Raw genomic sequence first — 23,897 nt, 5'->3', positions numbered from 1 at the left:
CCATGGTGTCCTCCAGGCTGTAACCATGGTGGGCCATCAAGGTGCTGACGAGACTGTTCTGCCCGCCGACGTGGACGGAGCGCGAAGTTCGGCGGGTGATGGTCAAAGCGTTCGAGAACGGCCGGGTTGTCAATGCAGAAATGCCCGCCCGCTGACGTGGACGTACTGACCGATGCGGATGTGCTGACCGACAAGAGCGTCATCGTCATCTACGACCGCCCGGTCGTTGCCGCCACGACATGGCTGACCGAGGCGGTGCGAACGGTGGCGCGGGGCCGACGGGAGCTGTATCTCGTCACGTCCCCCAATACCCGCCTGAGCCTGCCCACCCGCACCGTGCTGGAGCGCATTCCCGCACGCTGGGTCGTACGCCACCCCGAGAACGGCTACTACGACGGCCTCTCCGGAGCCGTACTGCGCTGGCACGACGGACGTTTCAGCCCGGCTACCGACAACGGCCCCCGGATCGCGGACGCCTTCCAACCCCCGCTTGGCAAGGGCGGTGAACGGCAGTTGCTGCCGTCCATCCGCACCATCCATCCCGCCCAGGAGCACCTGATACTCGGTGGCGCTCTGGAGGACGCCTGGCAGACCCTCACCGGACTGCCGCCGGCCGGACGGGCCACCGCTGAGCCCGTCAACGTCCCCTGGTCGCCAGGGCAACTGACTGACCTGGCCCGCAGCCGCGCCCGCCAGTCCCAGTCCACCCGGGCTGTCGCCGTAGGTACAGCCGACCGCCCTGCGATCGCCGCCTTGCGCATCGCTCACACGCAAGGGGGCGTCAAGGAGCACATCGCCCTGGCTCTTGGCTACGCCGCCGACGAGCGAGCACCGATCGAGCTGCTGCCCCAGTCGATCGCAGTTACCTGGGTCCCGCCTTCGGCCAGGGCCTGTACGCCGACATGGTCGAGAGTCCAGGACGCCTTCGCCGAGTTCCGGCTCGGGCGCCGCAGCACCCGGGGCTCACCCCAGTCGGGCACTGCGACGAGCGCCTCGTCCAGCGTCATGCCCAGCAGAATCGGCGCGACTCCGCGCGGCGGGTCGATTACAAGATCCATCGCGTCCAGTTCTCGGGTTTCTGGCCGGGGTGTGTCAACTCCACCTCGACGACGTGCGGAACACTGACAGCCAACTCGGTCAGTCGCCTTGATGCGCCTGCTCCCACGCTTGCCGAACTTCTGCGGGAATGCGGCCCCGCATCGGAACCTCGTACCCGTTCGCGCGCGCCCAGTTGCGGATTTCGTCGGTGTTGGCGGGAGGGGTCACTGGTGGGAGGGGCGGAGACCATCGGTCCAGGCGGGAAGGCTTGAAGTCGACCCCACCTTCCAAGAGACTTTCGGGGAACTGCGGGACGGTCGTGGTGCCGCTGAGTACGGCGACCAAGAACTGGGTCAGGTTCCCGTCGAAGGTGTACCAGCGCGGTCCGCGTGCTTCGTTGACGGCGATGGTCCAGGCATCCGGATCGTTCTTGGGATCGGTGATCCAGAAGAGGTCCTCGCCGTTGTCCGTGCCCCCGCAGGGAAGCAGGAGGTCAGGATCGACCGGAGCGGGATAGATTCCCCGGGCATAGTCGTCACGTACCTGTTCTCGGGTGCGATCCTGGGCTGGGCTGATCAGGTTGACGTGGACCGAGGTGTGTCGCGGGTCGAAGACCCAGAGGAAGTTGGCGAAGCGTCCGGGGCCGTAGGCAGCTGTGAGCTGTTTGTAGTCCTCGGGCAGACGTAGCCGGAGCGCGGACTCAACGCTTGCCCAGTTGACCGGTGGCTGCACAGGAGCGGGGGGCGGGCAAAGCTCGGTCAGGCGTTCGAGAAGGGTCATTCGATTCCGTCCCTGCGTCGGATCAGCACCCGGTATCGTGCAACCCAATACCCGTACTTCTCCCCCGTGCTCACTCCCAGCCCACGGGCATACAGCCACCCGGTTCGCGATCATGAACCCCAATAGATGGCACCGACAGCAAGACACCAGGAAGCAAGCCATCCTTGGTGGGACTTTTATGTGCCGGACCCGCATCCCGGACCTCGACCGGCTGGCCCCTCTCCTCGAAGACACGTGTGGCCGCACTCGTCCACCCACCGGACCCGGCAAGCCCCATCACACACTGCGAGCGTTTGATGAGCAACTCCGCTAGGAATTGTCCGGTCGATCATGTTCGGAGCCAGATGGCCACGGCGATTGCAGGGGCCGTTCCGAGGCAGACGGAGCCGCGCCTGTCGTCACACAGTCCGCCACAGCTTGCGCCGCCCGGGCAATGAACGGTGCCGGTAGTTCATCCGACGCCCACGGTGACCAGTCGTCCCACTTCTGTCCGGCGATCTCTTCCACCCGGTCGGCAGCCTGGGACGGCCTCACCCCGGGAAATTGCAGCGCCGCCATCGTCCAGCCGATCAGCTCGTGCACATCCACGTACTCGTACCACTCGGCGTCGTCCCAGCCGAGTCTGTCGGCGTGACGGGCCCACGCCCACCGCAGGGCCTCAGCCGTGGCATCGGCAGCTCGTTGCCGGGGAGTTCCCGTCGCCGTTCGGGCGGCGTGCTCGGCGTATTCGACCAGTTCCAGCGTCCCCCAGAAAGGGAACCTGGCGAAAAAGTGGAGGTTCTCGGCGATGGTGTGACGTAAGGCCTTGCCCCGGCCGTGGCTTTTGGAGGCATCCAGCCACACCCCCAGTGAGGACGACCATCCCCAGTTGTTCTGGGGGTAGTTGGCAGCAGGTCGGATCACGGCGTCGAACCAGCCCTGAACGTACGCTGGCCGTCGGGCGGTGCCCGGTCAGGAGGAACTCCGTCACCGCCCGGTCGCCGCAGGCTTTGCCGTTGGCGTGGTAGGCGCCATGGCCGCCGTGGTCGACGGTGACCAGGCGGGCGCGGTCGCCGAGGGCGGTCCGCATGCGCAGGGCACCGAAGTAGGGCGTGACCGGGTCCCGGAGGTTCTGGAGCATCAGAATGTTGGACGGCCCGTCCGAGGTGATGTGGACAGGCTTGTCGGTCGGCTCCGTGTGCCAGAAGGCGCAGGGGGTGATGTTCACCGGCTGCCCTGCGGTGAGCGGGTGGCGGATGCGGTCGGTTGCCACGACGCGGGCGTAGCTGCGAACGTCGTGGGGCCAGTTCACGTCGTTGCATTCCGTCGCCGTGAATACGGCGGCGTCGCGGTCCGGCATCGGCGTGGCGTATCCGGGGGGCAGGGCGAGTGTGGCGTGGGGGTCCGCGGCTGCCTTGATCAGTTGGGCCAGCCAGGGGAAGTTGACGTCGTTGTAGAGCGCCTGCTGGACGGCCTGGCGCAGGATGTTGCCAGTGAGCGGCTTGTTCGGCGTGGTGGTCACCCGTGGCATGCGGTCCAGTCGGACGGCGAGGGCCAGCACCAACGGCCGTACCTCACTGATGCGTTGGGCTAGCCGTAGCCCGTCGCGGTCGCGGGCGGGGGCTGCGGCCCAGCGGGCGAAGTCGGGAAACCGCTCGCCGGCGCCGACCGCCGTGTTGGCGAGCCAACCGCGTTCCACTCGCGCCGGGTCGGGGTCGCCGGTGCTGTCGAGCACCACCCGGTCGGTGTGCTCGGGGTGCTTCTGCGCGTAGGCGGCGGTTACATACGTGCCGTACGACACCCCGTACATCGCCAGCTTCGCAGTACCGATGGCCTGGCGGAGGCGCTCGATGTCGCGCACCTCGTTCACCGTCGAGTAACTGCGTACGACCGCACCGCCGTTGCGGGCGCAGGCGCCGGCGATGCGCTGGGCTCGGGCGACGCTGTCGCTGATATCGCCACCGGAACCAGGCCAGCTGCGCAGATTCATCACATCCCGGTCATCGGCGCTCAGCCCGCAGCCGACGCCCGTGGAGCCACCCACCCCGCGCGGATCGAGGCTGACCACATCGTAGGCGCCGTGCAAGGCCCTGCGCAGCGCCGGTCCTGTGTGGGCGAGCGCGCCGACCCCGGAGCCGCCCGGGCCGCCCGGGACGACCAGCAGGGTGCCGCGCCGGGCGGCCGGACGGTCGCTGACCAGGCGGGTGACGCGCAACGTGAGGCGGGCGCCGTCCGGCTTCCGGTAGTCCACGGGGACGGACAGATCAGCGCACTGCTGGTCTGCGGGGCCATCGGGCTGAGCACACGGAGTCCAGGAGAGCGTTGTCGCTGACGCTGGACCGGCGACGGCGAGGCATGTCGCACTGAGGGAAAGGACGCCCAGTACCACGGCGAGTTTGTGCTTCATCGTTGTCTCCGGTGATAGAGGTGTGATGGCCGACTACGGCATCCGCAGGGTTGCGTGACCCCCGGTGGGCCCTGCGCACGAATGCACACGACCTTGCGCGGCCGGTCACCATCGGGGGCCCTGACCTGCGCCGGGAAGCTCGATGCCGGGGTCGTGTCCCGCACCGACCGCACGGTGACGGTGAGCCGGTCCGTCACCCGGACGCCACCGCGGTCCTTCGCGAGGTCATGGCCGTCGATGCTGATGACGAAGCCACCCTGGCAGTCGAGAGGATCCCGCGGCCTCCCCCAGTGGTGGGTTCCCTCTCCCCCATACGGGGGGACCGCCGCGCTTGCCCCACTGGCAGGATGACCAGGTGCCCACCTCCACCCGTCCCACCCGATTCCGTCGGCTGCTACGGCCGTTGGCGCGGCCGGTCACGTACACGCGCTGGCTGCACCCGCGCGTGCCCGTCGGCGCCATCACGCTGGGGGGAGTCTTCGCCCCGAGGTACCTGTATCTGCTCGGGGTCCTGGCCGTGCCGGTGGGCCTGATCCCGGCAGTCCGCCCAGGGGAGGGCATACAGGCCCAAGTGCTCCTGGTACCGGACGAGCGCGGGCGGCCCGCCGCCACGATCGCGGCGGCGTCCGCCACCACGTGGCGGGACCGTTGGCGGAGGGTGCTCTGGCTGAAGGCGCGACTCGTCCTCGCGGCGGTGGCCGTGATGACCACCGCCTGGGGCCCGATACTCACCATCGAGCTGCTACGGCTGGGGATCGGCGGCGCTCCAGTGACGATTCCGGCACTGGGCACCTGGCAGCCGCACTAGGGCGCGTATCGAGTCGTGATCAATCTGCGGGAATCGCCCTCGCGGCAGGGCCTGAACCGGTAGATCTTCTTGCGTGACGCGGCCGTGCGGGATGCCCACGCGGCCGGTGCTTCTCTTCAGGCGGGGACGGCAGTGGTGTCGAAGGTCAGGTGGACAGCCCGATCGTGGAGGGCGGCGGTGCTGACGACCGCAACGGTCTCATCTCCGATCGCGGCGAGGGTGGCGGTGTAGTCGCCGTACGTGACTGCCTGCGCATTGACCTCCGTTCCGTCGACGACGAGCTGGCCTGTTCCGGCGGTGAGTACGTTGGGCAGCCAGATCGGTCCGTCAGGCGAAGAGTTGAAGAGGAACTCACCCAGGAGCGCATCGGGCTTCAGGGTTGAGAACACGCGGACGTGCTCAGGCAGGCGCCGCTGGGTGGTGACCTGCACCAGCATGGTGTGCTCCTCGTAATATCCGAGGTCGAGCCGCTGGAGGAAGCCGTCGACGGACCCCTGGCTTACCAGGCGGCGCCATCCGGGATGGGGCCGCACGAGGACGGCCACCGGGCGGCTGAACGCCCGGAGTGTCTCCAGCCAGATGCGATCGTCGGGACGGCGCGGGTGGGCGGAGCTGTGGAACATGACGGCCCCCTCTGGATGGTCGCGGCCGCGGGCGCGGTGCCTTCATCGTGGCATCGCACCGGCGTTCGCGGGCCGGAACATCGACGGACCCGATCATGGAGGACACCGCGGCGGGGCAAAGGAAAGGTGCGTGCCGCGCGCGGGGCCCGAGGCATCGGCAGCAGGGGGTGCGTATCGGGTCGTGATCGATCTTCGGGAACCGCCCTCGCGGCGGGGCCTGAAACGGTAGATCTTCTTGCGTGCCGTGAGTGCAACTGACGGACGAAGAATGGGAGTTCATCGGGCCGTACACTGCCGATCGGTGAGTACGGCCCGTATCCCGAGCGGCTACGTCAGCAGTTCGAGGGTGTGATCTGGAGGTTCAGGACCGGCGGACAGTGGCGGGAGATGCCGCAGGAGTTCGGTGCCTGGCCGACCGTCCACAACCGCTTCCGACAGTGGCGTGACGCCGGTGTCTTCGCGGGCCTGCTGGAGGGCCTGATCGCGGAAGCGGCGAAGCGGGGTGAGGTGGATCTGTCTCTGGTCAGCATCGACTCCACCACCGCGCGTGCTCACCACGACGCCGCCGGGATGCACCTGGACCAGGACGTCCTCACCGCCCTGGAGAAGGCCGCGGCCGAGGAGGAGAAGGCCCGGTCAGAAGGGGCGGCGCCGAAGAACGAAACGAGCAGGAAGCCGAAGCAGATCCCGAGCGGGAGGAGCGACGACGCACCCGGCGCCGACGCAGACGCCGCCTGAAGGCCGCCCTCCTGGGACGTTCCAGGGGCGGGCAGACCAGCAAGGTTCACCTCGCCGCCGACCGCAAGTGCCGACCGCTGGCGTTCGTGCTGACCGCGGGCCAGGCCGCTGACATCCCCCCGCAGTTCATCCCCGTCCTCAACAAGGTACGGGTCCGCAGCCCCGTCGGACGCCCCCGAACAAGGCTGGACGCGGTCGCCGCCGACAAGGCCTACTCCTCCCGCGGCAACCGGGCCCACCTGCGCAGACGCGGCATCAAGGCAGTGATCCCGGAGAAGAGGGATCAGGCCGCCAACCGGAAGAAGAAGAGCTCCGCGGGCGGTCGGCCCGTCAGCCACGACGCCGGCCAGCCACTCATCGCCGAGGTCTTCGGCATCGACTACGCAGCCGTCGCCCATCTCGGCTGGCCCAACTGGCTTCCGGGCCGAGACGACCCGCTGCCCTTCGGCCTGCACACCGCCGTCCCCTCGCTCCGAAAGGCCCTGATGTCCTCCCTGGACCGACGGTCGTTCATCGCCTACACCGGCGGCTCGTTGGCTGCTCTCGCCCACCAGTGGGCCATGACAGAGTCCGCGTCCTTCCCGCGGTGGGGCACCGGTGATGTCGACGCCGAGATGGTCACCTGGCTCGAGACCACCGGTGCCGAGCTGATCCAGCTGGCCACCGAACGCCGCAAGCGCACCCATCGGCTCCTGGACGCGCATCTGAACACCGTCACCGAGATCATCAGCGAGGGTCGCTATACCCGCTCCGTCGAGCAGCGGCTGCACACCTTGGCCGCCTCTTTGGCCCAGGTCATCGCCTGGCAACAGTTCGATGAGCGGCGCCACGCCTCCGCCAGCCGTTTCTGGCATGCCGCCCTGCACAACGCCCACACCGCCGGTCAGCGCGACCTCGGCGCCGGCGTGCTGTCCGATCTCGCCTATCAACTGTTGTGGCTCAATGACGCGGACACGGCCGCCGCCGTACTCGAGCACGCCATCCCCCGCACCCAGCACCCCGCCGCACGGTCCCTTCTCTATCTGCGCCAGGCCCGGGCTCTGGCTGTCCTCGACGAACGCGGCCGGTGTCGCCAGGCCCTCAGCCAAGCGGAGAAATGGCTGGACGCCCGGTCGTACGACCCGCCACCAGCGTGGTGCTCCTGGATGTCGCAGGCCGATCTCGCTGCCGACACCGGACGATGCCTCGCCGACCTCGGGGAACTGCGGCGGGCGCACCAGCTCATGGATGAGGGCATGGGCCTGCTGCCTGCCACCCGTTCGAAGACGCGATCGGTGTTCCTCGCCTACCAGGCCCAGACGCATCTCCGTGCCGGGGAAGCGGATATCGCGGCAGAGACGGCGACGCGCGCCTTCGACCTGGCAAGCCGGATCAACGCCCCGCGGTGCGTGACGATGGTCCGCGACCTCGAACCGGAGTTGGCGCCGTACGGGCACATCGGCGGCGTCGAGGAACTCCTCGAGCGACTCCGGGCGGTCAGCTGACTCCGGCCTGGGGGACTTCACTGTAGTGGCAGTCAACTGGAAAGCCGACGGGTTTCCGCACGGGCCGCGTACGGCTAACAACACTGTTCACGCTTGTCATGGCCCCGTTACTCCTTTCACTCGAAGATGTACGGATTTACCTAGTCATCTGCGGCGCCCTCCATCTTCCAGGATGCCCAAGTGCGAAGTCGGTGTGCGGCTTGCCCGTCGGGTCGCCGTCACTACTGCCGTTGTCACCAGCAGCTACGCAGACGGCGACGCCCATGGCGACGGCGGCGGCCAGCGCGGCGTCGAGGATCGCGCGGCCTTGATATGGAGCCGACGGCAGCTGATCGACGGCATACGTTTCCGGGGCCGCGCTGGCATCCCGTGGCGGGACATGCCCGAGGAGTACGGGCCGTGGGGCCGCGCGTACGACCTGTTCCGCCACTGGCAGCGCAACGGCACCTGGCAGCGCATCTTGCAGAAGCCCGTGTCCATCGTGGTCACCGCCGGGCAATGCGGGGACTCTCCGCAGATCGAGGAGGCCCTCGGCCGCGTCAGGGTCCCCGGGCTGGGGCCGGGCCGTGGCTCTTCTCGGACTTGCCGCAGCCCCTTGCTGCTACAAGCGACTCCTCAAATCACCATGCGGGACATGATCTTCTACCGAATCCCAGTTCACTGAGCGCTAAGGGCGCTGTGTACGCAGTGCTCACGACACACGAGGGGAGCAAGGGCATGATCGGTCGGGCGGGCCGACGTCGTCGGTCCGCCCGACCCAAGGGGGAGACATGAGGATCAAACACGCATTGGCTGTTACCGCGGCCGTGGGGGCCGTGCTGGGATCGACCGTGGCCGCTGCGCCCGCCGCGCCCGCCGCGCCCGCCGCGCCCGCCGCGAACTTCACACCGGACGGCTGTGGAGACACCAGCAACGGGGGGCAACTGTGCATCAGGGGCGGCCACGTGGGTACAGCGGGCACGTACAAGTTCACGGTCTCCTACTGGAATTCCGCGCACCCCGAGGATCCAGAGATCACCGTCGGACTCGGTATGGAGCACTACAACGAGTGGACGAGTAAAAGCGTAGGCGTTGACTTCGGCCACAAGAAGACCCGAAACGGATACGCGGAACTCTCTAAGGGGGTTCACATTCAGGCGCCAGAGTGCGTGCGAGGCGTCATGACGTACAAGGGGAAGTTTTATATCACCAAGTGGGTCTGCCCCTGAGCGCCTGTTTTCGATCCCCGGCCTTGAGTAGCTTTGAGTCCTAGGCTTGCTGGGTGTCCGAGGACGCCGGGGAGGCCGGGGAACGGGTATGCGGGGGCTGCGATGAACGGCTTAATTTGTTGTCCACCCACCGCTCCCCGGCCGCCTCCCGCTCCGCTTCCTGCACCTTGAGATGGGCACGGAGTAGGTCAACGAGCTGTTCGGGAGACCAACCGCACGTCGGCCGGTGCGCGACTTGGCACGGGTTCCCGCACCCTGGTGATCATTTAAACGGAAACCTATGCTTCAATGACTATTGGCGCGTGCACAATTGCGCGTCACAGGTTCCGAGGCAGATAGACAGAGGGGGAATTCATGTCGGTTAAGAGGCGGATTTCGATGCTCTTGGCGGTCACAGCCCTGTCCACGGTGCTAGGCACCGCTGGCGGGGCGGGCACTGCCAGCGCGGCAGATGACTGCAGCGACCTCTGGAGCGTAAAAAACAACTCCGACGCCGTATACAGGTTCTCAGGAAATCACGCCCTCAAGGCCGCCCCTGCCGGACATTGCAAGACAGTGCGGAATGTCAAGGAGGGAACCAAATTCTACGCCTGGTGTGAGGTCTACAACTCCTACAACGAAGCCTGGGTCTGGGGGCGAATCGAGGGCACAGAGACCAATGGCTGGGCGTATGTAGGCCACATATGGGGAACGCCTATCAGCGGAACTATTCACAAGTGCCCCTACTCGTAAAGCGACAGGCGGAAATCGTCCGCCTGTGCAGTGTCGGCAACGCCGTACGAGGTCCTGTCCGATAAATCGGTCGCTGACTCATCAGAGCAAAGCATGTTACGCGGGCTCGGTTCCGCCAGAGTCACGCCCCGTACCCGCTCTCGGCGACCGCAACCTGTGCAAGCAAGACGAAAGGGCCCCGCCCTGGAGTGCGTCGATTCAGGGCGGGGCCTCTGTGATGCCGACGCGTGACGGAGCCCAGCCGCACACGGAGGGCACAACGGCTTCACCCGGTTCAACGGCAACCAAGCCAGCAAACACCAATTTGCCTGGTCAGTGAACTATCTTGACAGTTTCCGCAGATGATGCGTAGAGGGGCGACACCCCCCACAGGGTGCCGCCCCTTCTTCTTGGTGCGCCGGAGGCCGGAGGGCCTAGCACCGGCCCCTGCCCTCCGGCTGGATCGACGCGCGGCCGGCCCCAAGGCGCCGGACTAAGAGGTCGTTTTCTCCCTTTGTTTCATCCTGGGATGCGTATTTCATCCGGTGATGTCGGGTCGCGCCAGGAGATGGTGGTCTCGCCGGTGAGGCGGCGGGCCATGAGGTCGGTCATGGCCAGCTGGATCATGGCTTCGGAGCGGTGCGGGTGGGTTTCGTAGTCGCGGGCCAGGCGGCGGTGCAGCATGAGCCAGCCGTAGGTCCGCTCCACGGCCCAGCGTTTCGGGATCGGGGTGAATCCCCTGGTCCCGGAGGCGCGTTGGACGATTTCGAGGTCGATGCCGAGAGTGGCGGCGTGTTCGACGAAGTGCTTGCGATAGCCGCCGTCGACCCAGACCTTGCGCAGGGTGAGGTGGTCGGTCGCGGCCTGCTCGAGCAGGGCGCGACCAGCGGTGGAATCCTGGACGCCGGCCGCGGTGACCAGCACCGCTGGCAGAAGGCCGAGGGTGTCGGTGATGATGCTGCGTTTGCGGCCTACGATCTTCTTGCCCGCGTCGATGCCCTGCGTCTTGGCGGGGACAGAGGTGGAGGTCTTGACGCTCTGGGCGTCGATCACGCAGGCCGAGGGGTGGCGATGCTTGCCCTCCTGCTGGCGCACCAACTCCCGTAAAAGGCCGTTGAGCTGGGCGAAGATGCCGTCGGTCTGCCATTTGGCGAAGTAGCCGTAGACCCTCTGGTGGGGCGGGAAGTCGTGCGGAAGGTAGGCCCACTGGCAGCCGGTACGGTCCACGTACAGGATCGCGTTCATGATCTCGCGCAGGTCGTGCCGCGGCGGCCGGCCGAAGTCCAGGGCCCGGCCGCGACGCTCGAAGCGCCACGCTGACAGTACCGGCTCAATCAGCTCCCAGCGGGCATCGGACAGATCACTCGGGTACGCGCGACGTTCCGTCATGCCTCGGTAGGTTGTGGGTCGTGGAGGGGATCATTGAGCGGCTGGTGCCGGACGAACGGTGGGAGTTGTTCCGGCGGGTGGTGCCGGAGGCGCCTTCGCGGCCTCAGGGCGGTGGACGCCGTAGGCATGGCGACCGTGAGGTGCTGGCCGCGATCGTGTCCGTGGCCACGTCGGGGTGCACGTGGCAGCAGTTGCCCGCTGCGTCATTCGGTCCGTCGGGGGCGACGGCTCACCGCCGTTTTGCCGAGTGGTCGAATGCCAGGGTGTGGGCCAGGCTCCACCGCCTGGTCCTAGACGAGCTCGGCTCCCGCGGCGAGTTGGACTGGTCCCGCTGCGCGATCGACTCGTGATCGCTGATGGCTACTCGGTGTCACCACCGACTACGGGCCAGAGCCGTCACGTGGACAGTCCCGTCAGGACCGGTCACGGGTTTCCTTCGGATGGCTGCGTTGGGCCGGTGTCACGGTGCGGCGTTCCTGTGCGTCGGCGCTTGTCTCCTCGTCGGCTGCCGGTCGCAGGCATTCGATGAGGTAGTCGCCGGTGTCGGGGTCGAGGGTTACGCCGTGGGTTTCGCTGCGGAATCCGGGAAAGCGGCGGTCGAAGGATTCGAGGGCGGTGAGGTAGCGCAGCAGCGGGCCGTCGGGGGCGCCGACGCTCTCGCCGGGCATGAGGACGGGGATGCCGGGCGGGGTGACGGTGATCATGGCGGCGGCCACCTGGCCCGGCGCCTCGGTCAACCGTAGGCGATGGGTACCACCGCGGATCAGGCGTTGGTAGCACAGCTGCGGTGGAGTGACCGGTTCCGGCAGCTGCTGGAAAGCGGTGTCCAGCAGGTCGACCAGGCGGACAGCGCGGAGATGGTCGTGCATGTCCTGGCACAGCTCGCGCAGGGTTTGGCCGGCATATCGCCTGGGGTGCTCGGCGACCAGTGCGGGCAGGACCCGGTCGAGGGGGGCGTCCTCGTCGTAGAGGGCCTTGAAGTCCATCAGGGCGTCGAGGAGGGTGCCCCATTTGCCCTTGGTGATGCCCATGGAGAATAGGACGAGCGTCGTATAGCTGTCGGTCTTCTCCACGACGATGTGGCGGGTGGCCAGGTAGGCGGTGAGCACTCGTGCCGGGATGCCCCACTCGCCGGTCTCGCCGGTCGCGTCGATGCCCGGGCAGGTCAGGGTGACTTTGATCGGGTCGAGCATGCAGTAGCCGTCGGTCAGCCCCGGGAAACCGTGCCAGGCAGCGCCGGGTTCCAGGTGCCAGCAGGTCGGTTCGGTGCGTAGCAGGTCGGCCGGGGTCTCGTCGAACGGCAGTCGGGTTCCGGTGCTTGGGTCGGTAACCGTCTCGGGTTGCCACACGCCGAAGAACCAGGGTGGTCGGTCGCCGGCCTCCTCGATACGGCGCCGGATGCGGACCATCTCCTGGCGGAAGCGGACCGCCTCGGTCACGGCCTCGTCGATCAGCCAACGGCCCTGCGGCCCGTCCATCATCGCTGTCGCCACATCCAGTGAGGCGATCATCGGATAGAGCGGGGAGGTGGTGCCGTGCATCATCAGCGCCTCGTTGAACCGGTCGTGTTCGATGGGCGCCCTTGGGGCTGATTTGACGTGGATCATGGCGCTCTGCGACAGCGCGGCCAGCAGCTTGTGGGTGGACTGGGTTGCGAAAACCGTCGGCCGGTCCGGGCCGGGGAAGGTGTCCTCGTCCACTGACATGCCGTACCGGCCCGCGTAGAGCGGGTGGAAGCGGGCGTACGCGAACCATGCCTCGTCGAAGTGCAGCCGGGGCGTGCTCGTGGCGAACGCCTGTGTCGCCGCCGGGGCGTCGTAACACAGTCCGTCGTAGGTGGAGTTGGTGAAGACGGCGTACTGAGGGTGCGGCGACACGGCACCCTGGGTCAGCGGGTTCGCGGCGATGCGGGCCGCGACGGAGCCCGCCGCGAGCTCCGCCGGGGGCAGCGGCCCCGCCAGGCCGTAGCCGTTGCGGGTGGGGATCAGGTAGACCGGGCGGGCGCCGGAGACGACCAGCCCGTGCAGAACCGACTTGTGGCAGTTGCGGTCCACCAGCGCGATCTCGTCGCGGGTGACGCTGAAGTGGCCGACCATTCGGTTGCAGGTGGAATCCCCGTGCAGCACAAAGTAGGTGAGGCCGGCGCCGAAGACCCGGGCGGCGTTGCGCTCCGCCTCGCCGATCGGGCCGGTGTGTTCGAACAGCGAGCCGAGCTCCCCCACGGAAATCGACAAGTCACTGCGCAACAGCCGTTCCCCGAAGTAGTCGTGGAAGGCCCGGCCCGCGGGCGACTTCAGCAAGGCGACACCGCCGGAGTGGGCCGGGGTGTGCCAGGAGTACTCGTGCGCGTCGTCGAAGCGGCGCAGCGCCCGGAAGAAGGGCGGCAGGACGGCATCTCGGTAGGTGCGCGCGGCGGTGGTGATCCGGCCCGCGATGAACCCGGGAGTGTCCTCCAGCGGCCACACATAGCCCACGACCGACTCCGACACCCACAGCGGCAGGTCCCGTACGCCGTCGTCGGTCAGGACCAAGAAGACCGGAAGATCCTGGAACCGCCGGCCGATGGAGCGCAGCACCGCGGCGCCCCCGGGCTCGCCGCCCGCGTCTCTTTGGCCCGGTAGTTCCCAGGCGACCAGTGCCGCGGTCAGCCCCGCCTCCGTCCGCAGCACCGCCTCGGCGTCCGCGACGCCTACGGCCCATCGGACGTCGAATCCCCGCTTCTCGATCGCCTCACCGATGCGCGCCAACTGCTCGGCACCGGCACCCTCACCCTGTGGACGTTCCCGTACCGCGACCAAGACCCTGCTGTCCGCCATGAGACCCCTCCCCGCGGCCCGCGCCGCCCCCGCTCAGCTTCCGAGCGGACCGGCTGATTCCGCAGCCGCACAGCCGTAATCCACCCGCAGGACGGAACAACTGAGCTCGAGCTTCACCCTCCGGTCGTGGATCGCTCCTGTGCGTGCGTTGCCAGGGCAGTGCCGCCCGGTGTCGGTGACCTAGGAGGTGTTTTGAGTCTTGGAAAAGCTGCAGAACTAGGTTTTGGGTGCTGGCAGGCGGTTCAGGTAGCCGGCGAGGCGTTCGAAAATCTCGTCGGTGGTCTTGGTCCACGTGAACGGCTTGGGGTCCTCGTTCCAGTGGGCGATCCAGTCGCGGATGTCCTTCTCGAGCGCCTGGACGTTCTTGTGCACGCCGCGCCGTATCTGCTTGTCCGTCAGTAGCGCGAACCAGCGCTCCACCTGGTTCAGCCAGGACGAGCTGGTCGGCGTGAAGTGCATGTGGAAGCGCGGGTGTGCAAGCAGCCACTTCTGGATGGACGGGGTCTTGTGCGTGGCGTAGTTGTCACAGATCAGGTGGACGTCGAGCTCAGCGGGTACCTGTTTGTCGAGCTTGGCGAGGAATTTCTTGAACTCCGCGGCGCGGTGGCGACGGTGCAGGGAGCCGATGACCTCGCCCGTCGCGGTGTTCAGCGCCGCGAACAAGGTGGTGACGCCACCGCGAAGGTAGTCGTGAGTGCGGCGCTCGGGCATGCCGGGCATCATCGGCAGCACTGGGGCCGATCGGTCCAGCGCCTGTATCGCCTGGACCAGCACTGAAGGCTTCGGGGTCCACTGGGACGACCACGACACGATCGTGGTCCAGCTGGACGGCGCGAAGCGGTGGCGGATCTACGGCACCACCCGCCCGTACCCGCTGTACCGCGACATCGAGGACCCCGGCGAGGCACCCACCGAGCCCGTCGCCGACCTGGTCCTGCACCCCGGGGACGTGCTGTATGTGCCGCGCGGCGCGTGGCACGCGGTCTGTGCCGACCAAGGCGTGCGCTCCCTGCACGTCACCTGCGGCCTGCAGGCGCGCAGCACGTGCCACGCCGGTGCCCGTTCATGGCGAAGCGGCATGTCTTGCGGCATCTCTCCAGACTTGTGGGGCTCCGCGAGCTTGGTGACCCTGTCAATGCAGTACCTCCTGAGCCTCGCCCACAAGGTCGGCCATGGACGGGCTGCGCTCGGCCAGCCCTCGGCCTGAGAGGGCCGTGTCGCCGTGTTCTTCGCTGCCTGCGCCGGCGGCGTCCCCGCCCGGGAAGGGTGCCTACGGCCGCTCGGCGGCAGCCCTCCCGCACCTGCGCGACCGCGCGGGCGTCCCCCGTCGTGGTCCCCGAGAGTCTGACCGGCCTGTGCCGCGGCACCCCACCACACGCACGGCGACAGCGGCCGGCCGATGCCTGCCCGGCCGCCGGCGTCCCGTCGGGAAGCGTCGTCAGGCGGGCGTGGTCAGGGTGATGAGGAATTCCTGGTCGCGGGCGCCCGAGCAGCGGCCCTGGACGATTTCGGCGCCTTCGACGGTGTCCTGGTCGCGGACGGAAAGGCATTGACCGGTCGCGGCGGGGCGGAGACGAAAGTGCGCTGAGGCCGGCGGGCCGATCGGTTCGATCCGGAACTGCTGTGCCGGATCGTCCTCGGCGCAGTCGTCCCGGGGTTCGATCAGATCGCGGCCGGGGCCGTCGCGCAAGAGGGTCAGGCAGCCGATGCCGTACTTCGGGTGGTGCCACTGGATCTGGACCAGGTTCTCCCCGACGGGTTCGATGTAGGTGCGGGGCGGGACGGCTTGTGCGCAGGGGTACTGGGCGGCGACGGCCGTGGCGTAGCGGTGCGTCCGGTCCCGTCCTTCGGTGACACACAGCCGTGGGGTGCGGGCGGGGTGGATCTGTGCCCAGCTGCCCACGGCCAGGATGGCCAATCCCTGCACCGGGTGCGGCCCGGGTGACGTGGGGTGCGCTGGGGACAGGGCCGACAGGAGTGTCTGTACGCCCAGGGCTGCTGCGGCGCCGATCGCCGCGGCCGCCACCAGGCGCATGAGGCGGTACCGGCGCCTGGACCGCGGCTCACGGCCGGCTACGGCCGTGTCGGGTGCCGCCCGCTCGTCGGCGCCGGGCGGGCCGAGACCGGTACGGGGGCCGGGCGGCTGCTGGGCCATGGCCAGGCGCCGGCGAGCGTCGAGCCACCGCTGGACCTCGGCCTCGCTGAGTCCGCAGGCGCGGGTGAACGCGGCGACGAACGGCTCGCGGGGCAGCGTCGCGCGTCCCAGAGCGGTCGCCATCGTGCTGGAGGCCAGCGTGTCCCCGCGCGCAGCGGCCTTCCCTTCCAGCTGCCGGTAGGACATGCCGGACCAGATCCGCAGGGCACGCAACGCCGCGACGTACTCCTCGGCACTGCGTGGCCGGTCCGGTTGCGGCGTCCCAGGTGGCGGCGGCTGGGCGCCCTTGCTCTCTGCCCCTCGTCCCACGATCCCACCGTAACGGGGACTCCCAGCTGGGCGCTTCCGGGAAATTCGTCAACTCGGCAAGCTGTTCGGCCATGTTCGGGATCTGCTGTTCGACAGTGTTCGGCGGCTGGTCAGGACTGTTCCGAACGTACGCGAACGCCTGGGTGCCTTGTGCACGCTCGCCGTCGTGGGGAGGCTCTTGGCCGTTGCCATCGGCAGCCACCGCCGTGCGGAAGGCGGGAGGCCGGCCGGCCGACCCGGGGGAGCCTCGTGGAGTGGACCGGCGCACCCCGTGGCACCCACGGATGCCGCACCCGGTGGCGAGTCAGACCGGGACACCCCTGTCACCAAGAGCTGGAAGGAGTCGCGACTGATGAAGGCTGTCGTGAAGTCGGCAGGAATACTGGGCGGGCTGGTGACCGCGGGAATACTTGCCCTTGCGCCGCCGTCGTCGGCGGTGTCCGCCCCGAGCGACGACGTCTTCTTCACCACCCAGGCGACCAAGCAGTACACCTGCGCCAAAACGACCTGTCGAGTGAAGCGGAACCTCTTCAAGGACCAGCCTCTGTCGATCCGTTGCTACCACGTCGGTCAGCCGGTCTCGGGCAACTCCATCTGGTACTACACCACGACGTGGGAAGGCGAGCACTGGGTCGACGGATACACCCCGGGCCAGCACATCAACACCGGTGCCGACCCGCGGCCCGGCATCGGCCGCTGCTGAGCAACTCCGCGCAGTGCGCACGAAGACGGCCGGAGGCCGTGTCCCCCGCCGCGCAACCGCGGTGAGGGTGACTCACCCGCCCCCGCCGTGCTCAGTTCACTCCATCGCGCGTCGGCTGCGGCGGCGTCCAGGCGCCGAAGGCCGATGCCCTTCACCCTGCTGTGGAAAAGGAGAAGATTCATGTCCATGACGCTCAGGAGGCGAGCCGGGCTCGTCGTCTCGTCCTTCGCCCTCGGCGCGGCAGCCGTTTCCGCCGGCCCGGCGATCGCCTCTCCCGCCTCCGTACCGGCCGCGTCGGCCTCGGACAGCGCCTGTCCCTACAACGGGGCCCACCCGAACCTCTACCCCGGTGACACCGGGAAGGCCGTCGCCCACGCACAGTGCCTCTTGAACATCTACGGCCGGGGCCTCGAGGAGGACGGCCAATTCGGCTCCGCCACGAAAGCCGCCGTCATCTGGGCACAGGGACGGTGCCACATCACCAAGGACGGCATCGTAGGCCCCAAGACGTGGGACTGCCTGCATCCGGACAAGAGCCCCAACCCCTGACCTGAGCGTGGAGCGACGCATCAGGGGCTGTGGACCAGGATCCGCGGTTTCTCCCTGGTCGCGTGACGGGGCTTCCGGGCCGGAAGCCCCGTGTCACTGAGCAAGCGGCTTCAGCACGGTGTGCTGCGGACGGTCACGCCGGGCGGCAACTGCTGTGTGACGGGTAAGGCGTCCCACTCCTGCATCAGGGCATGCGCCGTTCAGCCCGGTTGCCAGGGCGTCCGGTGTCCAGGTGGGCGAGGTGCGGACTCGGTGTGGCGCCTGTGCCAGAAGGGATAGGACGGCCAGCGGTGTTCGCAGAGGTAGAACGAGTGGCGGTTGTGCAGGTAGGCGATGCGGACGTCGGCGACGGCGGTGGCGTAGGAGGCCATCGCCGCGGGGTCTCCTCGCAGGTGGGCATGGACGGCCTCCGCGGCGCGCATGCCGGTGTACAAGGCGGTGAGTATGCCCTGCGACGACAGCGGGTCGAAGGCGATGGCGGCGTCGCCCGCCACGACCCAGCCGTCGCCGTGCACGGCGTCGAGGTAGGTGGTGTGCGCGGGTGCCCGCCGGGGGACGACCGCAGCGGGGAACGGGTGGGGGTCGGTACGCGCGGCGATGTGCAGGGTGCCGGCCAGCCGGGTCCGGAAGGGCCCCGGGTCGGCGGCCGGTGCGGCTCCGGGCAGGTCGGCATCGGTGTACAGGACAAGCAGGCGCCGGCCGCCGGGCAGCGGGGCGGTGTACCACCAGCCCTCAGGAGCGGCCTCGACGAGGGTGGCGGTGTCGGGGGTGGGCGGACAGCACGGCCCCAGGGTGAGATGGAGGGCGACCAGACGGTCCAGCGTGCGGCGGCGGGCGCCGAGGGCGGTGGCGAGGGCGGCCCGGCGTCCGGTGGCGTCCACCAGCCACCGGCAGCGTTCGGTCCGTTGCCGCCGCCCGCCGAGCGCGACCGTCCAGGTCCCGTCACGGTCGCGGTGCACCGGCCGTACGGCGGGGGCCGGGACGGTCTCGGTGCCGTGCTCCTCGGCGCACCGGCGCAGCCGCTGGTCGAACAACTCGCGGTCCAGATGCCAGCCGTGGCCGTGCGGGTCGCGGATGCCGTCGACGGCGGACAGCAGGGGCGAGCCCCAGGCGGACAGAGTGGTGTGGCAGGGCAGATGGCCGTCACCCGGGACCGCGTGGTCGGCGCCGAGGTCCCCCAGCAGGGTCCGGGCGACGGCCGGAAGTGCCTCACCGACGGGAAGTGGTCCGCCACGCGGCGCGGCGAGCAGGACCGAGCGACCGGCGCGGGCCAGGGTGAGGGCGGCGGCCGCACCGGCCGGACCGCCTCCCGCCACGACCACGTCGAACATGCCAGTCGCCGGTGCCGGGGGTCAGCCGGTGACGGAGGTCTCCGCCGTCGTACTGCTGAACCCGTTCGTCGTGGTGATCCGCAGCCGGACGTCGGTGGAATGCCGGAACAGGTGCGGGTCGAGGTGGACGGTCGGATCCTTCAGGCCCACGCCGACGGTGTGCCACGTGCGGCCGCCGTCCGCGCTGACCTGCGCGGAGTACGTCTGTCCGGGTTCGGGGCCGGCGTCGAACTCCAGGGCCATGCCCAGCGCGCCGCCCTCGGTCCCGGTGTGCCGCGCGGTCCGCAGCGCGGGCGGGGGGCCTGCCGGGCGGAAGGTGTCCACCACTTGGCCGCCCAGGACGAGTTCGATCGCCTCGGGGGCGGTTCCCACGGGTGCCACCGCGTCGATCAGGCCGGTCCGGTCGGCGCCCGGGTCCGGTTCCGAACTCGGCTTGACCGGGACCTGTATCTCCTTGGGCGCGGCTCCGCCGGACTGCATGATCCGCAGGACGGCCGTCGGAGCCTCCGCGTCGTCCGGCGCGGGTCCGGCCGAGGCCGCGTCGGAGGGCGGTGCGGCGTGCGGCTCCACGGGATTGACGTACCGGATACCGCCTTTGCCCTGGGTGAGGTTCACCGTTCCCACCACGCTGACGTACTGCTCGCCCGGACCACCGTCCGGGCCGGGGCCCGCCGCCGCGTCCGAGGCCGCACGGGGTGGCGTCACGACGGTGGCACTGCGCGTCGGGTAGCGGTCGTCGGGCCGTCCGCCGCTGCCACCGGGCCCCGTGCTGCCGGCACCCGCGAGCGGTGGCCCCGGCAGCGGTGCCGGCTCGGTGGCCGGTCCGGCGCCCGCCAGCAGGGCGTCCTCGGCCACCAGGCGCTGCCGGATGCCCTCGTAGGTGTAGGAGCTGATCCACTGACGGTCGCAGTACGTCATCACGTCGTGCCACTGCTCCCCGGGCATGGCCCGCATCGGCAGGCCCAGTGCCGGGTCGCCCACGTCGAAGCCCATGAACCCATGGGTCGCATCGCCCAGTTGGCCGTGTGGGAACGGGTAGTGCTGCAGGTCGTCCGGGCTCTCGCTGCAGAAGCCCGGATGCTTGCGGCCGAAGGTGTGCCCCAGTTCGTGGCCGCCGTACCAGTCGCCGTAGACGCCGTCGAAGTCCCAGCCGAAGGTGGCCGGTCCGGTCGGTCCCGACGCCACCGTGGCGGGTATGCCCGCGGCCGAACCGCGCATGAAGAACCCGCTGTCGGCGACCATCCCGTAGTAGTGGGTGTGCTGGTCGCCGCCGGCGCTCATGTCCAGCGCCCGCAGGGCGGCGAGCTGGGCGTTGACGTCGTCGGAGGTGAACTCCGGAGGGGCCGGCGCGTCGACGACCGCCCGGGTGCTGATGACCTCGGCCACGGGGTAGGCGCGGGTGAGCCACGAGACCAGAGCCTGGTAGTCCAGGTCGCGCGGGGCGCGGACCGTGGGCGGACTGCCGTACGTGTAGCGGATCCCCAGGATCCGTACGTGCAGGGGCGGCCCGGCCTGGAACCGGACGGTCGGCCCGGCCGGTTCGGTGAGCGGCAGCTGCGTTCCGCTGACGGCGTCGACGACGCGCACGGTGCTGATGGTCGCCTCCCCCTCGGTCGTCAGCCCGGCGGGGAGCACGAAGTTCAGGCTGAGGTCGGCGTTCCCGCGGCGGGTGGCCAGGTCGGGGGAATGCGCCGGATCAAGGGTGATCGCATTGACGGACTCGACCATGGTGGCCGGGGCCGCCGCGGACCGGTGGACGGCGATGACACCGCGGACCTTGGCCGCGGGGCCCGACGTGCCGCTCACATACAGGCGGACGACGGTGGTCTTGCGCGCGATCAGCGTCACCGAATGGTCGAGGTCCTGCACGGCCTGGGTGATCTCGGCGGCGTCCAGGACTGCTTGTGTCTGCGTGGCCATGGCCAAACCCCCGGAGCGGGTGTTTCCTATGGGTGTTTGCGTATGTGCTCAGGTGCGGGTCACCGGTGGCCCGGGAACCTGGACACCTTGTCGATGTAGCCGACCGCTACCTCCTCGTCCGGTTCCTCCGCGAAGGCGGCGGCGTTGGCCAGGGCGGCTGCCCTGAGTTCCTCGTCCGCGGCGAGCGGCACGTGCAGGGTGACCAGGTTGCGGCCGAGCGGTGGTGCCGGCTCGGCGGGGAAGGAGACCTCGGACTCCACCAGCATCTCCGCGGGCAGCAGGCCGTCGGTCGCTCCCGGCCGGCGTTCGACGAGGCCGAGCCGGCCGAAGTCCTTGACCATGGCGTTGATGTTCGCCTGGTAGTTCGCGGGCAGCCAGCGGTTCCAGGGGGCGCGCCGTTCGAAGGCCGCCAGCCGTTCCTCGGGAGGTCGCGTACTGTCGACCGCTGTCCGGTAGTCCTCCTCCGTCAGGACCTGGTTGGGCACCCGGGCGGGCCAGAACGTCGGGAGGTAGGGGTCGTACCGGGGGCCGAAGCCCGAGTAGTAACCGGAGCGGCAGCTCGCGGTGTCCGTCTGCCACGGCACGGCCATCCAGCGGGTCAGGTCACCGGGTCCCTGGCCGTACAGCGGGCCGTCGTAGGCCTGCGCCGCCTCGGGTGTGAGGACCGGGCCGTAGTACCGCTCCTGGCTGCCGGGGGCGCGGTGCCGGATGCGGAACGGTGCGCTGTAGAGGTACGGGTGGCGCATCGGCCAGGTGATCTCGCAGCCGGGGTGGAAGGCGTCGGCGAGGCAGAAGGACAGCGCCGCGCGGTCGAGGGCGGCCGGCCTCGCGGCGACCGGAAGCCGGTCGAGCTCGGCCGGTGCCGTCGTGCCGGAGGCGAGGTCGGCGACGAACTCGCCCTGGGCCCAGCGCAGCAGCAGCCGCGACTGCAGCGCGGAGATGGCCACGTGCTGACGCGCGGAGACGGGCGGCAGGCTCATCGCGTCGCCGTAGACGGGCGGCCAGGGAACCGGTGAGGGACCGTCACGGTCCAGGTCCCGCATGGTGGACCAGACCTGCCGGCGCAGTTCGGCGTGGCGTTGCCCGGGGTCGGCGAGGGCCGCCAGCCGGTCCGGCGCCAGGAAGTCCTCGCGGCCTCCGTGGCCGAACAGCGCGGCCAGCCCCCGGTTGACCCACTGCAGTCCGCACAGTCGGCGCAGCACGGGCAATACGTCCTGGGCGAAGGACACCTGTGCGGGTTCGGGGAGCATTCCGGCCGTGACGAACACGTCGCGCACGAGGTCGTACATGGTGCGCACGGACTTCAGCTGAGGGGCGTAGTTGGGTGGCGCGACCAGCACCCAGGCCGGCTCGACGGGAATGGTGCGGCCGTCCAGTCGGACCTCGGCCGTCACCGGTCCGTCGCAGACGTCGTCGTACCAGCCGTCGTTGTTGGCGAACGTGGTGGCCTCGAGGTGGCCGGCGGAGGCGGAGTGGCCTCGGCCGCCGAGGAACACCAGCCGCCCGGCGGAGTCGGTGCGCAGCTCGCCGAGGTAGACAGGGGTACCGAGGAACGTTCCGGTGTCGAAGCGGAGTTCTGGCAGGTCGGCGCGGTCGCGGCCGAGGACGGAGCGCGGGCCGGGATCGATCACGAGCCCGGCCCGCTGCTCGCCGGTGACCTTGGGGTTGCGCAGGTGGCTCTCCTCCGCCTGGGCGGCCTCGGGGATGTCCAGGGCGAGCTGGAACTGGTACCAGGCCGCCTTCTTGTTGGCCACGTGCACGGTCCAGCGCACCTCGGCGTTGTCGGCGGTCAGTTCGGCGACGGGCTCTCCCGCCGTGTTGCAGCCGTAGACCCGGAACCGGACGGCCTGCCGCTTGAGCGCGCCGGCCGCGTCCTTGTACGAGCCGGTGGGCAGGGCGGGTTCGTCCTCCGTCTCGGGCGCCAGGAAGAACTCTCCGGCGCTGTCGCCGACGCGTGCCACACCGATGGCCGGGTGGATGGCGGCCCGTACGATCCTGGTGTCACGTCCCTGCGGGTCGGTGGTGCGGTCGCCCCGGGGCAGATCGACGAACGTGTCCTTCGGGGCCGCCGCGGGACCGGTCGCGCAGTCCGGTGCCGGACGGTTCCCTCCCTCGCCGGGGCCGGGGGGCTGGGAGTCGGGGATGACGGCCATGCCGGGGGGCGGGGAGTCGGGGATGACGGCCATGGTGCGGCCTCCGCGAAGCGGTGGTATCGCGCACAGGAGTGTGCTGTCCGTACAACTCCCCATCGTGGCAAACATGCCTTCGTTCTGCGACTCAGGGAGGGGCGCCGCCACCTCGTACCTGGCCCCTTCCGTGACCTCGTCCCTCTGCAGGCTCACCTCGAAGAGTGCGTCCGGGAACCGCCCGGCCACGATGGGGCCCCCGAATTCCAGGTGGTCCGCCACATCGCGGGCGGCGAGAGCGATCATGACGCCCTCGGCGGCGGCACGCGCGATCTGCCCGGCACCAATTGCTTTAGCGTTCACCCACTGGTCTCCGTGGCTGAGCCGGGCGGCTGACGTGCCCGCCCAGCCCCGAGAACGGCTACGGCGACGGGTCCAAAGGCAGGTGTCCCAGCGGTCCTCGGCCCGGTAGCACAGGGTGCGTGCGTGCAGGTACTCCTGTGGATCGCCCCCATCCGATCCGCATACCGGCCGAGCCGCCCGGTCGCCGACAGCGTCCGCCCGGACGGCCTGCGCCGCGGTGGTCTGGACGGCGCCCGTCGCGGCCGGAGGATCCGCACCACCATCCGCCTGCACCGTGCCGGCCCTCGGCCGCATGCTCCGAAGTGTGCAGGCAGGCCTGGGCTGTGGCGCGTGCCTCGGCGGGTGTCGCCTTCCGCGGGGCACAACGCCCGTGACCTCCTGGACGCGGCCCCCTCCTCCGACCCCGGCCCCGATCCCGGCCCCGCCTCCCAAACCGATCACGGGGCGGCCTGCGCCGCAG

At 69.5% G+C, this 23,897-nt stretch carries 14 protein-coding genes and 6 pseudogenes; 9 read left to right on the top strand and 11 right to left on the bottom strand.

Annotation, left to right across the window (positions count from 1 at the left end):
- Nucleotides 1–156 precede the first annotated feature (156 nt).
- Nucleotides 157–1,125 carry a DUF6177 family protein gene (locus ACWC94_RS33535; protein ID WP_450801070.1) on the top strand — a complete coding sequence of 323 codons (969 nt, stop codon included), beginning with the start codon at nucleotides 157–159 and terminating at the stop codon, nucleotides 1,123–1,125.
- Nucleotides 1,126–1,137: 12 nt separating this feature from the next.
- Here ACWC94_RS33535 and ACWC94_RS33530 read toward each other — a convergent pair whose 3' ends face one another.
- Together ACWC94_RS33530 and ACWC94_RS33525 are read right to left on the bottom strand one after the other, a co-directional pair.
- Nucleotides 1,138–1,818 carry an Lsr2 family DNA-binding protein gene (locus ACWC94_RS33530; protein WP_450801069.1) on the bottom strand — a complete coding sequence of 227 codons (681 nt, stop codon included), beginning with the start codon at nucleotides 1,816–1,818 and terminating at the stop codon, nucleotides 1,138–1,140.
- A 925-nt stretch (nucleotides 1,819–2,743) separates the two neighbouring features.
- Nucleotides 2,744–4,204: pseudogene (locus ACWC94_RS33525) on the bottom strand (alpha/beta hydrolase); the annotation flags it as partial.
- Nucleotides 4,205–4,559: 355 nt separating this feature from the next.
- Here ACWC94_RS33525 and ACWC94_RS33520 point away from each other — a divergent pair.
- Nucleotides 4,560–5,012: a hypothetical protein gene (locus ACWC94_RS33520; RefSeq protein WP_450801068.1), complete on the top strand. Its 453-nt coding sequence runs from the start codon at nucleotides 4,560–4,562 to the stop codon at nucleotides 5,010–5,012.
- A gap of 116 nt (nucleotides 5,013–5,128) precedes the next feature.
- Here ACWC94_RS33520 and ACWC94_RS33515 read toward each other — a convergent pair whose 3' ends face one another.
- Nucleotides 5,129–5,635, bottom strand: a complete 507-nt coding sequence (locus ACWC94_RS33515; RefSeq protein WP_450801067.1) for a hypothetical protein — start codon at nucleotides 5,633–5,635, stop codon at nucleotides 5,129–5,131.
- A 248-nt stretch (nucleotides 5,636–5,883) separates the two neighbouring features.
- On the opposite strand from ACWC94_RS33515, the pseudogene ACWC94_RS33510 reads away from it, so the two are divergent.
- From ACWC94_RS33510 to ACWC94_RS33500, 3 genes and pseudogenes are all read left to right on the top strand, one after another.
- Nucleotides 5,884–6,717, top strand: a pseudogene (locus ACWC94_RS33510) (transposase); the annotation flags it as partial.
- Nucleotides 6,718–8,029: 1,312 nt separating this feature from the next.
- Nucleotides 8,030–8,521, top strand: coding sequence for a transposase (locus ACWC94_RS33505; RefSeq protein ID WP_450801066.1), 492 nt, complete (start codon nucleotides 8,030–8,032; stop codon nucleotides 8,519–8,521).
- 106 nt (nucleotides 8,522–8,627) lie between these two features.
- Nucleotides 8,628–9,065 carry a hypothetical protein gene (locus ACWC94_RS33500; protein WP_450801065.1) on the top strand — a complete coding sequence of 146 codons (438 nt, stop codon included), beginning with the start codon at nucleotides 8,628–8,630 and terminating at the stop codon, nucleotides 9,063–9,065.
- Nucleotides 9,066–9,138: 73 nt separating this feature from the next.
- Here ACWC94_RS33500 and ACWC94_RS33495 read toward each other — a convergent pair.
- Both ACWC94_RS33495 and ACWC94_RS33490 read right to left on the bottom strand, forming a co-directional pair.
- Nucleotides 9,139–9,302 (bottom strand): annotated as a pseudogene (locus ACWC94_RS33495) (site-specific integrase); the annotation flags it as partial.
- A gap of 993 nt (nucleotides 9,303–10,295) precedes the next feature.
- Nucleotides 10,296–11,165 carry an IS5 family transposase gene (locus ACWC94_RS33490; protein ID WP_450801064.1) on the bottom strand — a complete coding sequence of 290 codons (870 nt, stop codon included), beginning with the start codon at nucleotides 11,163–11,165 and terminating at the stop codon, nucleotides 10,296–10,298.
- A gap of 20 nt (nucleotides 11,166–11,185) precedes the next feature.
- On the opposite strand from ACWC94_RS33490, the pseudogene ACWC94_RS33485 reads away from it, so the two are divergent.
- Nucleotides 11,186–11,512 (top strand): annotated as a pseudogene (locus ACWC94_RS33485) (transposase); the annotation flags it as partial.
- Nucleotides 11,513–11,578: 66 nt separating this feature from the next.
- On the opposite strand, the gene ACWC94_RS33480 reads toward ACWC94_RS33485, so the two are convergent.
- On the bottom strand, nucleotides 11,579–13,981 hold the full coding sequence (locus ACWC94_RS33480) for an Orn/Lys/Arg family decarboxylase (RefSeq protein ID WP_450801063.1): 2,403 nt from the start codon (nucleotides 13,979–13,981) through the stop codon (nucleotides 11,579–11,581).
- Between the two features lie 216 nt (nucleotides 13,982–14,197).
- A pseudogene (locus tag ACWC94_RS33475) lies at nucleotides 14,198–14,740 on the bottom strand (IS630 family transposase); the annotation flags it as partial.
- 1 nt (nucleotide 14,741) lies between these two features.
- On the opposite strand from ACWC94_RS33475, the pseudogene ACWC94_RS33470 reads away from it, so the two are divergent.
- A pseudogene (locus tag ACWC94_RS33470) lies at nucleotides 14,742–15,014 on the top strand (JmjC domain-containing protein); the annotation flags it as partial.
- 405 nt (nucleotides 15,015–15,419) lie between these two features.
- Here the strand turns inward: ACWC94_RS33470 and ACWC94_RS33465 are convergent.
- Nucleotides 15,420–16,445 carry an RICIN domain-containing protein gene (locus ACWC94_RS33465; RefSeq protein ID WP_450801062.1) on the bottom strand — a complete coding sequence of 342 codons (1,026 nt, stop codon included), beginning with the start codon at nucleotides 16,443–16,445 and terminating at the stop codon, nucleotides 15,420–15,422.
- 352 nt (nucleotides 16,446–16,797) lie between these two features.
- Between ACWC94_RS33465 and ACWC94_RS33460 the strand changes: the two genes are divergently transcribed.
- Together ACWC94_RS33460 and ACWC94_RS33455 are read left to right on the top strand one after the other, a co-directional pair.
- Complete coding sequence (locus ACWC94_RS33460; protein ID WP_363221226.1) at nucleotides 16,798–17,148, top strand: hypothetical protein; 351 nt, start codon at nucleotides 16,798–16,800, stop codon at nucleotides 17,146–17,148.
- A gap of 180 nt (nucleotides 17,149–17,328) precedes the next feature.
- Entirely contained in the window at nucleotides 17,329–17,697 is a 369-nt protein-coding gene (locus ACWC94_RS33455; RefSeq protein ID WP_450801061.1) for a peptidoglycan-binding domain-containing protein, read from the top strand.
- 200 nt (nucleotides 17,698–17,897) lie between these two features.
- On the opposite strand, the gene ACWC94_RS33450 is transcribed toward ACWC94_RS33455, so the two are convergent.
- Genes ACWC94_RS33450 through ACWC94_RS33440 form a run of 3 tightly spaced genes read right to left on the bottom strand, consistent with a single transcriptional unit; the run spans nucleotide 17,898 to nucleotide 23,437 of the window.
- Nucleotides 17,898–19,028 (bottom strand): tryptophan 7-halogenase, encoded by a 1,131-nt coding sequence (locus ACWC94_RS33450; protein WP_450801060.1) that lies wholly within the window; start codon nucleotides 19,026–19,028, stop codon nucleotides 17,898–17,900.
- A 21-nt stretch (nucleotides 19,029–19,049) separates the two neighbouring features.
- Nucleotides 19,050–20,948, bottom strand: coding sequence for a hypothetical protein (locus ACWC94_RS33445; protein ID WP_450801059.1), 1,899 nt, complete (start codon nucleotides 20,946–20,948; stop codon nucleotides 19,050–19,052).
- A 59-nt stretch (nucleotides 20,949–21,007) separates the two neighbouring features.
- Nucleotides 21,008–23,437, bottom strand: coding sequence for a LodA/GoxA family CTQ-dependent oxidase (locus tag ACWC94_RS33440; RefSeq protein WP_450801058.1), 2,430 nt, complete (start codon nucleotides 23,435–23,437; stop codon nucleotides 21,008–21,010).
- Nucleotides 23,438–23,897 lie beyond the last annotated feature (460 nt).

The sequence above is a fragment of the Streptomyces sp. NPDC001135 genome, assembly GCF_053598395.1.
The sequence above is the reverse complement of the archived record's forward strand: the minus strand, read 5'-3'. Positions and strand labels throughout refer to the sequence as shown.

Excerpts from the sequence above, each read along its gene's own strand:
- ACWC94_RS33530 (WP_450801069.1), bottom strand. The coding sequence starts at position 1,818 with ATGACCCTTCTCGAACGCCTGACCGAGCTTTGCCCGCCCCCCGCTCCT.
- ACWC94_RS33515 (WP_450801067.1), bottom strand. The coding sequence starts at position 5,635 with ATGTTCCACAGCTCCGCCCACCCGCGCCGTCCCGACGATCGCATCTGG.
- ACWC94_RS33505 (WP_450801066.1), top strand. The coding sequence starts at position 8,030 with ATGCCCAAGTGCGAAGTCGGTGTGCGGCTTGCCCGTCGGGTCGCCGTC.
- ACWC94_RS33500 (WP_450801065.1), top strand. The coding sequence starts at position 8,628 with ATGAGGATCAAACACGCATTGGCTGTTACCGCGGCCGTGGGGGCCGTG.
- ACWC94_RS33490 (WP_450801064.1), bottom strand. The coding sequence starts at position 11,165 with ATGACGGAACGTCGCGCGTACCCGAGTGATCTGTCCGATGCCCGCTGG.
- ACWC94_RS33480 (WP_450801063.1), bottom strand. The coding sequence starts at position 13,981 with ATGGCGGACAGCAGGGTCTTGGTCGCGGTACGGGAACGTCCACAGGGT.
- ACWC94_RS33460 (WP_363221226.1), top strand. The coding sequence starts at position 16,798 with ATGAAGGCTGTCGTGAAGTCGGCAGGAATACTGGGCGGGCTGGTGACC.
- ACWC94_RS33455 (WP_450801061.1), top strand. The coding sequence starts at position 17,329 with ATGTCCATGACGCTCAGGAGGCGAGCCGGGCTCGTCGTCTCGTCCTTC.
- ACWC94_RS33450 (WP_450801060.1), bottom strand. The coding sequence starts at position 19,028 with ATGTTCGACGTGGTCGTGGCGGGAGGCGGTCCGGCCGGTGCGGCCGCC.
- ACWC94_RS33445 (WP_450801059.1), bottom strand. The coding sequence starts at position 20,948 with ATGGCCACGCAGACACAAGCAGTCCTGGACGCCGCCGAGATCACCCAG.